The organism is Stenotrophomonas sp. (genome assembly GCF_032056425.1).
Taxonomy (GTDB): domain Bacteria; phylum Pseudomonadota; class Gammaproteobacteria; order Xanthomonadales; family Xanthomonadaceae; genus Stenotrophomonas.
Genome location: NZ_DAMBCN010000052.1, coordinates 1 through 9527, shown reverse-complemented (window position 1 = coordinate 9527; position 9527 = coordinate 1). Strand labels below are relative to the sequence as shown.

General features: G+C 63.7%; 8 protein-coding genes and 2 pseudogenes. 2 read left to right on the top strand and 8 right to left on the bottom strand.

Going from position 1 to position 9527, the window contains the following annotated elements; translation table 11 throughout:
* The 6 genes and pseudogenes from RTY46_RS19145 to RTY46_RS19120 all read right to left on the bottom strand — a co-directional run.
* Window positions 1-289 (bottom strand): annotated as a pseudogene (locus tag RTY46_RS19145) (hypothetical protein); the annotation flags it as partial.
* A 182-nt stretch (window positions 290-471) separates the two neighbouring features.
* Entirely contained in the window at window positions 472-864 is a 393-nt protein-coding gene (locus RTY46_RS19140; protein WP_003116832.1) for a hypothetical protein, read from the bottom strand.
* Window positions 865-885: 21 nt separating this feature from the next.
* On the bottom strand, window positions 886-1098 hold the full coding sequence (locus tag RTY46_RS19135) for a hypothetical protein (RefSeq protein ID WP_003116833.1): 213 nt from the start codon (window positions 1096-1098) through the stop codon (window positions 886-888).
* Window positions 1099-1435: 337 nt separating this feature from the next.
* Window positions 1436-1618, bottom strand: a pseudogene (locus tag RTY46_RS19405) (hypothetical protein); the annotation flags it as partial.
* Window positions 1619-2083: 465 nt separating this feature from the next.
* A complete protein-coding gene (gene lspA, locus RTY46_RS19125; RefSeq protein ID WP_003098955.1) occupies window positions 2084-2584 on the bottom strand; it encodes a signal peptidase II in 501 nt (166 codons plus the stop codon).
* Window positions 2585-2587: 3 nt separating this feature from the next.
* The gene (locus tag RTY46_RS19120) at window positions 2588-5500 is read right to left on the bottom strand and encodes a heavy metal translocating P-type ATPase (RefSeq protein ID WP_003098961.1); all 2913 of its coding nucleotides are present in this window, start codon (window positions 5498-5500) and stop codon (window positions 2588-2590) included.
* Window positions 5501-5591: 91 nt separating this feature from the next.
* Here RTY46_RS19120 and cadR point away from each other — a divergent pair, with 91 nt between their 5' ends.
* Window positions 5592-5990, top strand: coding sequence for a Cd(II)/Pb(II)-responsive transcriptional regulator (gene cadR / locus RTY46_RS19115; RefSeq protein ID WP_003098965.1), 399 nt, complete (start codon window positions 5592-5594; stop codon window positions 5988-5990).
* A 454-nt stretch (window positions 5991-6444) separates the two neighbouring features.
* Here the strand turns inward: cadR and RTY46_RS19110 are convergent, their stop codons facing one another.
* Window positions 6445-6648 carry a hypothetical protein gene (locus tag RTY46_RS19110; protein WP_023657334.1) on the bottom strand — a complete coding sequence of 68 codons (204 nt, stop codon included), beginning with the start codon at window positions 6646-6648 and terminating at the stop codon, window positions 6445-6447.
* A gap of 417 nt (window positions 6649-7065) precedes the next feature.
* Between RTY46_RS19110 and RTY46_RS19105 the strand changes: the two genes are divergently transcribed.
* The gene (locus RTY46_RS19105; RefSeq protein ID WP_003098972.1) at window positions 7066-7701 is read left to right on the top strand and encodes a cation transporter; all 636 of its coding nucleotides are present in this window, start codon (window positions 7066-7068) and stop codon (window positions 7699-7701) included.
* Between the two features lie 723 nt (window positions 7702-8424).
* On the opposite strand, the gene RTY46_RS19100 is transcribed toward RTY46_RS19105, so the two are convergent.
* Window positions 8425-9527 (bottom strand): DNA topoisomerase (locus RTY46_RS19100; RefSeq protein WP_312710362.1); only part of this gene is annotated, 1103 nt, incomplete at its 5' end.

Sequence of the window (9527 nt, the reverse complement as noted above, 5' to 3'; positions counted from 1 at the left end):
CTTCGTCCTCATCGGCACGGAAGTGCACGGCGAGCAGTTCGAGCAGCGGCGGGATCGACAGCCCTTCGTCGTCCGGCATCGGAATACCGAGTTGCGTGGCCAGGTCTTCCAGGCCATCGAGCACGTCCGGCCATTGCGGATTGGTGGTCTCGGCGATCTGGGCGATGTAGGCCTGCCCGTTGCCGGGGTGGCTCTCGTCCAGCGCGAAGGCGCCGAACAGCGCCTGGATGACGGGCGTCACACGGTCGAGCACGAGAACGCCGGTGGCTTCGTAGTAGTTGTTGGCCATGAAGGCTCCTTTCGATGAATGAACGGAGCCAGCCCTTGCGGACGATGGCATCCGCAGGGGAAACCGCCTGATGCCGGATGGCGCTGGGCGGGGAGAAAACGCGAGGGACATGGCCTCGAACGAGGCGCATGTCCCTCATGGGGTCCCGTGAACGCAGTGATGAAGGTGTGCCAGGGACCGGCTCACCAACCGCTGTAGTTCAGCAGCAGGTCGGCGATCACCTGGCGACGTTGCAGATCGAGACCATCGAAGTCCGACAGTCCTTGGAAGTGGCAGCGCTTGAGCATGGCACCGCCCTCGCGCGCGTTGTAGAAGCTGAACATGGCGGACAGGAACATGCGTTCCCCGCTGCTCAGGACGCCGAGTGCGTCGTTGGCACGCAGCATGTCGGGACGCAGATCCCACTTGCTCTTTGCCTGGTTCAGGCCTTCGCGCGTGCCGTCGCCAAACCATTGCGGGCCTGCGATCTCGACGCCGCGCTTCCAGACCTCGAAGAAGGCTTGGGGCGCGGCGGCGAAATGCTGCTCTTCCCGCATGATCTGATCGACGACTTCCTGGGGCAAAAGCTGGTTCATGACGTGGTTCCTCCAGTTGGATCAGGGTGTGGCGAGCTGGGACCAGCCGCCTCTTTCGAGGGCACGTTGAGCCGCGGCATAGCTGCGGAAGTACTGGCAGGATTCCCGCGAAACGGGACCTTCTGTATCGCGCGTGCCGATGTAGTGGCCGGCGGCGCTATGCAGGATTTCGAGCGGCAGGAACTTGCCGCAATGGATCAAGGCCAACTGGCCGAAAGAGGCTTGCTGGGACATGGACGGGCTCCTTGGAAAAAGCGGGGCCTCGTCCCTCACGGGATGGCAGCTCCCGCACGCGGTTGAGAAAAAAGCATCGGCGTCACGGGTGACGCGCGTCCGCAGACTCGATGCGATGGCGGACTGGCGGGTAGCGCGGAAAGAATCCGCGGCAGCCTGGAAACTCTGGCTGCTGGCATGGTGCTGACGAATCAGCGACACATGCGGGCAGCTTCATGCGCGAGGCGAGCCGCGTCAGCCGGAAATCGGCATTTGCAACAGCCCCGATTGGCGAACGCGGAAAAAAGAAAGCCCCGCAATAAGTGCGGGGCTGTCAGGAGGATGAGGCGAAACTGGGTCAGCGAGGCCTGTCGCCCAGTACATGCTGCTTCCACAGGGCGAATGCCTCGTCCGGTCCCAGCTCTGCGAGGATGACGATGGGCTGGCCCCGACGGGCACGCAGCGATGCGAAATACGCTGGCCGGTCGGCGATGGCGTTGAGCTTGATGCCCTTTAGGAACAGCAACTGGCGGGGGCGAACTTTGGTGGTAACGCAGGCATGATTGCGCTTGTTTGGGGCAAAAGGGCCAGCGAAGCGGGCGGACACGGCCAGAAAACCGCGACGAACTACTTGTACTTGCCAGGCGAGGCGAACGGGTGACATCAGCATATCGCTATGCGGTAAAGAAGACCGTCCTAAAGCTTGCAGGATCCCGGCATAGCTTCATCATCACCTCTCCGTGACGGCTCATTGGAACGAAAAAGGCCAGCATCGCCGTGATGGACTTTCATAATTGCCAGGTCAACTGGCTTGCGTGCTGTTTATTCACAGCAAGGCATTGCGACGTCGTTGCAGCAATCGCCGCCATCGCAACAGGGCGTTGCAGCAAAAGCGGCGGTGGGCGCTAGCATGAGGGCCAAGCCGCGGCCGCTCATGCTGGGGGCCGTTCTCTTCAGATTGGTGTCCTGCACCGTGTGCATTGCGAATTTCCGGATCGTCCCAATGTCACTGGGACTCCTTTGTGGCGGCCGGGTTCTCCACGCTCATGAACGACTGGGCCACCAGCGCGATCGCCCCGCCCACGATGGCCATGTCAGCGATGTTGAAGGCGGGCCAGTGCCAGCCGTGCAGGTGAAAGTCGATGTAGTCGATAACGTGCCCGCGCGTGGCGCGGTCGAACGCGTTGCCCAATGCGCCGCCCAGAATGAGGCTGTACGAAAGGCCTTCCGTTTTGCGCAGCGGCCGGGAGAGCAGCCATGCGAGCCATGCCGATATTGCGAACGCGATCGCCAGAAAAAACCACCGCTGCCAGCCGCCCGCGCCAGCAAGGAAGCTGAACGCCGCGCCGGGATTGAGAGCGTGAACTAGGTTGAAGAATGACGCCACCTCGTGCGACCAACCCAAGGGAGTTGTCGCGTCAATGTAGCTCTTAGCTGCCTGATCGCCGGCGAATATAACGATCGCGAGTGAGTACCACTGCGTCTTGCGAAGAGATGGTTCATCCATTGTTCATGCCGCCTTGAACTTCAGGAGGCGCAGCCCATTGACGACAACCAAAAGACTTGCCCCCATGTCAGCGAACACAGCCATCCACATGGTGGCATGCCCTGTGAACGTCAACGCAAGGAACACCGCCTTGATGCCAAGGGCCAGAACGATGTTCTGCGTGAGGATCGCCGCAGTGCTACGCGACAGCCGGATGAAGGCGGGGATCTTGCGCAGGTCGTCGTCCATCAGGGCGACGTCGGCTGTTTCGATCGCGGTGTCGGTGCCGGCCGCGCCCATGGCGAAGCCGATGTCGGCACGGGCGAGCGCGGGCGAATCGTTGATGCCGTCGCCCACCATGCCCACCTGGCCCTCGCCGCCGACCAGGCTTTCGATGGTCTTGAGCTTGTCTTCGGGCAGTTGGTCACCACGGGCTTCAGAGATTCCGACCTGGGCAGCGATGGCCGCGGCCGTGTGCTGGTTGTCCCCCGTCAGCATCAGCGTGCGCACACCCAGCGCCTGCAGGTCGGCCACCGCCTCACGGCTGGTTTCCTTCACGGTGTCGGCCACTGCAAAAATGCCGAGCACGGTCGCATCGTCCATCAGCAGGATCGCTGTCTTGCCTTGGCGCTCCAGGGTCTCCAGCCGAGCCTGGAGCGTCGCTTCGCTCAGGCCCAGCTCCTGGGCGAGCCTGTGGTTGCCCATGTGCAACATGCGCCCGGCGACGCGGCCGCGCACGCCGCGGCCAGGCAGCGCCGCGAAGTCGTCGACCTCGTGCAGCGCGATGCCGTCACGGTTCGCCTTGCGGGCGATGGCCTGAGACACAGGATGGTCCGAGCGTGCCGCGAGGCTTGCGGCCCAGGCGGCAACTTCCTGCGCCTCGCCGATCAGCGGCACGAAGTCGGTCTGCTCGGGCTTGCCATGTGTGAGTGTGCCGGTCTTGTCCAGGGCCAACGCCTTGAGCTTGCGCCCGCCCTCCAGGTAGACGCCACCCTTGATCAGGATGCCGCGTCGGGCGGCAGCGGCCAAGCCGCTGACGATGGTGACCGGCGTGGAGATGACCAGAGCGCAGGGGCAGGCGATCACCAGCAGTACCAGGGCCTTGTAGACCCAGTCAAACCATGCGCCGCCGAAGGCGAGCGGCGGCACGACGGCAACCAGCACGGACACCGCGAACACCGCCGGCGTGTAGACGCGGGCGAACTGGTCGACGAAGCGCTGCGTGGGCGCACGGCTGCCCTGCGCGGACTCCACGGCATGGATGATGCGCGCGAGCGTCGAGTCGCTGGCGCCTGCGGTCACCTTGTATTCGAAAGAGCCGGTCTCATTGATGGTTCCGGCGAAGACCTGGTCACCTTCGGCCTTCTCGACGGGCAGGCTCTCGCCGGTGATGGGCGCCTGGTTGATGGCCGATCGACCCGAGGTGATCAGGCCGTCCAGTGCGATGCGCTCGCCAGGACGCACGCGGACCACCGCGCCCTTTGCGACCTCCTTGGCCGGCAGCTCTGTCCATGAGCCATCGGCCTGCCGCACGGTCGCGGTCTCGGGCGCCAAGTCCATCAGCCCCCGAATGGCGTTGCGGGCGCGGTCCAGCGACTTCGCCTCGATCACTTCCGCCAACGCGAACAGGAACATGACCATGGCGGCCTCCGGCCAGTGGCCGATCGCCATGCCGCCGGTGACCGCGATGGCCATCAGGGCGTTCATGTTCAGGTTGAGGTTCTTCAGCGCGATCCAGCCCTTCTTGTAGGTGCTGAGGCCGCCGGTGAAGATCGAAACCAGTGCCAGCACGATCACGGCCCAATGATTGCCGTCGTTGACCCAGTACACGCCTTCGGCGGCCACCGCCGCAACGCCCGAAACCGCCATCGGCCACCAATTGGTCTTGTGCGCGGCCACCGGGGCATCGCGCGGCTCATCAGTCCTCTGGACCTCGGCTTCCATGCCCAGCGATTCGATGGCTTCGACTGCCGGCTTGATCGCGTCGGGTGTGTGCCGAACCGTGAGCGTGCGCTGCATCAGGTTGAAATCCATTCCCTGCACGCCCGGCATGCCTTGCAGCTTGCCGCGGATCAGACTTTCCTCGGTCGGACAGTCCATCTTCGCGATGCGAAGTACCGTGGTGGCTGTCTGCATGTCCTGCCGCGCAGCCTGCATTCCAATGGAAGCAAGCGCCTTCTCGATCGGCGCTGAGGTCGCCAGCGTGTGCTGGACTCCCAGCACACGCTGCATCAGATTAAAGTCGAGCGCGGTCACACCCGGCAGCTTGCCCAGCCGGTCGCGGATCAGCGCTTCTTCCGTCGGGCAATCCATGTTCTCGATCCGGTACGTCACCCGCTCGCCGATCGGCGGCGCGGAAACGGCAGCGGTTGGTTGCTGCTGCAGGGCCGAGGATGGGATCACAGCCGCGGCTTCGATCGGCCCCGTGTGGCCGAAGGTCTGCTCCTTGGCGCGCATGCCGATCGAGGCCAGGACCTGCTCCATCTGCGCGCGTGCCTGAGCGAGGTGTTTCACCGACAGGGTGCGCTCAGCGAGGTCGAAGTCGAGGTCCTGAATTCCCTCGACTGCCCCGAGGTGCGAGCGGATGAGTTTCTCCTCGCTCGGGCAGTCCATGTTCTCGATGCGGTAGGTGGTCGACACGGCGGCGTCTCGGACAGCCTGAGCCTTCATGCCCACCGAATTCAGCGCTTGCTCCAAGGCATCGGCCGAGACTTCGCGGTGCGAAATGGTCAACAAACGCTGCGGAAGATCGAACAGGAGCCGCTCGACACCGGGCATGCCCTCCAGCGTTCGCCGCACCAGTGCTTCCTCATTGCGGCAATCCATGTTGCTCACGTGGAAAACGGTGGTTTCAGTGCTGGCCTGCTCACTGGCGCACGCCGTCTGTTGGCCATTGCCGCCGGAGCAGGCGCATGGGCTGGAAGGTTCTTTGTTCATAGATCGCTCTTCATTGACAAGGTTTTCCCCGGATGCCATCATTAGAAAACCTCTAGTAGATATAGAGTCAAGTTTTTTATAGGAAGCAACCATGATGCGGATCGGTGAACTGGGCAAGAAGGCAGATTGCTTGGTGCAGACCGTGCGCTTTTACGAGTCAGAAGGCTTGCTGCCCGAGCCTGCACGTAGCGAGGGCAACTTCAGGCTCTATGACGAAGTCCATTTGCAGCGCTTGCTGTTCATCCGCCGCTGCCGGGCGAAGGACATGACGCTGGATGAGATCCGTCAACTGCTGAACTTACGGGATCGGCCAGAGTTGGGCTGCGGCGAGGTGAACGCGCTGGTCGACGCTCATATCGCGCAAGTGCGGACCAAGATGAAGGAATTGCGCGCCTTGGAGCGCGAGTTAATGGATCTGCGACGCTCCTGCGATAGCGCCCGAACCTCGCGCGAGTGCGGCATTCTCAACAGCTTGGCCGAGCCCGCCTGAAGCTCGAGCGTGTCATCGGTGCTGGAAGTGATCGGGTCCAGTTCTGAGAGCCACGTGCCGCGCTCCATCATGCGAAAGCGCGCGATTCTGACGTTTTGAGACGGCGTGCGACCGAGGGCGTGGCCCACAGGAGCCAGCGCGAGCCGGACGACCTGCGCGCCGCAATCTCCGCCACCTTACGGGTTCTCCAGGCCAGACCGAGCATCGCGGCGTGGCTGCGCAGGTGCAGGTGCAGGCCAAGGTAGCAGTGCGCCACGACGCGGCCCGACTCATGGGCACGCCACGCAACTCGCGATCGCTTCGCAAGAAGCCGCAAGGCCCGACTCGCGCAAGAATGCGACGTGGGCAAGATCGTATAGCCAGCAGCGCAAGCGTTTGCCGCTGCTGGCCGGCTCCGGAAGGGATAGACAAGCTGCGGGCCGTAGTCCATTGGAAAGTCCATCTTTCTTGAGTGTCACTCTTTGGCGCCCAGCGTGTGCTTTTGCGACCGGAAAGCGCTGAACAAGTGGCCCCCGGGCATCCAGAAATCGCCGTAGTTGACTTGGGCGTCTTCGTGCTCACGCTTGTGATGCCAGCGATGGGCTTCAGCCACCCCGATCAACAATCCCAACGGCCCGACCCGGTATCCCAGATTGGAGTGCTGGAAGGCCAGATGCACGACCAAGAAGCCGAGCCATGCGCCGACGGCCAACCACAGCTTGGAACGCCGCTACTGGCTCAACGGGGAGTGGAAAGGCCGCCCGCCCTCTAGCAAGGCGGCACAAGCGAGCGCGACGATCACTGTGAGTAGCTCCGTCGGAAAAGACGGCCGGCCGGTCGCGAGCTCGCCGAAGAGCACAACCGCAGTGGCGCCACGGATCAGTGGATAGCAGCCATACCGGATGACAGTCGCAATGAAGGGGGCGCATTGGTGCTCATCTGTTCTGTCCTAAAGCTCTGACTGGATTGGAAAACCTTCTAGCTACGGTAGAGTCAAGGGCGTCCGGGAAGACCCTGTGGCAAGTTCGTTGCATCTGCGCCTTGACTCTCCAGCCGCTACAGGCTTCAGCATCCATCGATTTGGAAGGAACAATGCATGGCTGAAAACCACAGAAATCACGAAAACGACGAGTTGGGCCGCCTAGATGCGAGCGATGCGAAGGACCGAAAGATTCTTCTGACTGTGTTGCTGATCAACCTGACGCAGTCCGCCGCCGGCATTGCCCTTGGCATCTGGGCTGGCTCTACGGCGCTGATGGGCGCCGGGTTGGACAACCTCGCCGATGCGTCGGTCTATGCGGTTAGCCTGTATGCCGTCGGTCGTGCGGCAACGGTCAAGGTGGGCGCGGCCCGCTTGTCGGGTTTCTTGCTAATCGGCCTGGCCGCGCTGCTGCTGTTGGAAGTCCTACGCCGCTTCGCTGGAGGGGAAGAGCCTGTCGGCCCAGCCATGATGGCCATGGCCGCGCTGAACGCGGCTTTGAACCTAGTGTGCCTCAGACTACTGCGCCGCCATCGCGGGGAAGATGTGAACTTCAAGGCGTCAGCGATCTTTACCAGCAACGACTCCATCGTCAATGGTGCGATTGTGCTGTCCGGGGTGCTGGTGATGGGGTTCGGGTCGAACATCCCGGATCTGGTGCTGGGCGTCATCGTGGCCGCAATCGCAGCGAATGGGGGGCGGGAAATCCTGCGCGAAGCATCGGAAACAGCTCGCCGTAAGGCGGGCACATAAGGCATGTTTTCGCCCAGTTCATCCCGAGGTTTACCTCTGCAAAAGAGGTAGTCCAGCCTTTGGGCTACGGCCTCGGCTGCAGCCGAGCGTACCATTGGCGATGGCCGCGCGATAGGCGGGCATGCCGTTCTCGACCTCCGTCTGCCGTACAGCAGCGGTGCGCAAGGTTGAGGGTGCATGTCGTCTCTCCTGTTCGTGTGGCCCAGGCCAATGGCCGGGCCGGGACGTTGATGGGCAGGAGAATGGCGCCGAAGGCCCAACGGCCTTCGGCTCGGGAGAAAAGAGGAACCACCCGTGGGCTGATTGGCAGGCCCGGTCGTCGCTAGAACCGTCTGCTCATCAAGCAATCACACCCGGCCCATGTCGTGGCTGGGGCCGGCATCGTCTGGCGCACATCCGCGCACAAAGGGAGCCCGTTTTTGCACCGGCGGGCACCGGCACCGATTACCGCTGACCACGAAGGGTCTCCCGGTGGCTCGTGCAGCCTGGCAAGCCACCGGGAGACCCTTCGCAGAGGGCGGAAGAAACGCAGATCAACAGAACGCGCGTGGTGCGGCTCGCAGAGAAGCTACCTTCAGGTCCCGCGGCCGGGGACGGCTGGGCGGGACGCGCACACGGATCAAGAAGGCGTTGCGCGCTGGGCGTCCCGCAGGGCATGCGGCGGAGTGCGGGACAGGGGCCACGCCGCCGAAGGCGGGCACGGCTCACGGGGAACGGGGGCGGTCAGGAGCCTTTGCGGCCGCTACGGCGCGGGCGCGAGGCGCCGCGCTTGGAGCTGCCGGATTCGACTGGCAGCGTGCCTTTGCAGTCCGGGTAGCGGCTGCACGACCAGAACGGGCCGCTCTTGCCGCTGCGCTGGCGCGTGGGTGCGCCGCACTGCGGGCATGCCGGCCCTTGGGGAACCTTGATGGACAGGGAGGCGCTGCCGTACTGCGCAATCAACTGCGAAATCCACGCGGCCTGCTTGCCGATGAACACGTCCAGGGTGAGCTGTCCGGCCTCGATCATGTCGAGCGCCTGTTCCCAGACGGCGGTGGTGCCAGGGTCGGCAATCGCCGCAGGCACGGCATCGATCAAAGTGAAAGCCGCATCCGAGGCGCGGATGGCGCGCCCCTTCTTCACGAGGTAGCCGCGAGCGATCAGGCCGCCGATGATGTTGGCCCGCGTCGCTTCGGTGCCGATGCCAACCGTATCCTTGAGCTTCTGCTTCAGGCGGGGATCGGACACCAGCTTGGCGACGCCTTTCATGGACTTGACCAACTCGCCTTGCGTGTACGGTTTGGGCGGCAGCGTCTTGAGTGCCTTGAGATCGACGTCGGCCACCTGGCATGCCAGGCCCTCATACAGTTTCGGCAGCGCGGGCAGCACCTGGGCGCGGACCGCAGTATCGCCCTCGCCATCACCGTCTTCGGCCTGCGGCTCGGCGAGCACCTGGCGCCAACCCGGGATGACAACCTGCTTGCCCGTGGCCGCCAGGTTCTGCCCCCCGCACGAAAACTTGGCCACAGTGCGGTCGAACTCGTGGTGAGGGAGGAACTGCGCCAGGTAATGCGACCGGATGAGCCTGTACACGGCCAGTTCCTTCTCGCTCATGGCGGAGAGCTTCGCCGGTTCGAGCGTCGGGATGATGCCGTGGTGCGCCGTGACCTTGCCATCGTTCCAGGCGCGCGAGCGCTGCGAGCGGTCGAGCTGGCCCATGATCGAGCGCAGCGAGGGATCGGTCTTGAGCAGGCTGTCGAGAACGGTGGGCACTTCGGCAAACATGCTCTCGGGCAGGTAGCCGGAGTCCGAGCGGGGGTACGTCGTGGCCTTGTTCGTCTCGTACA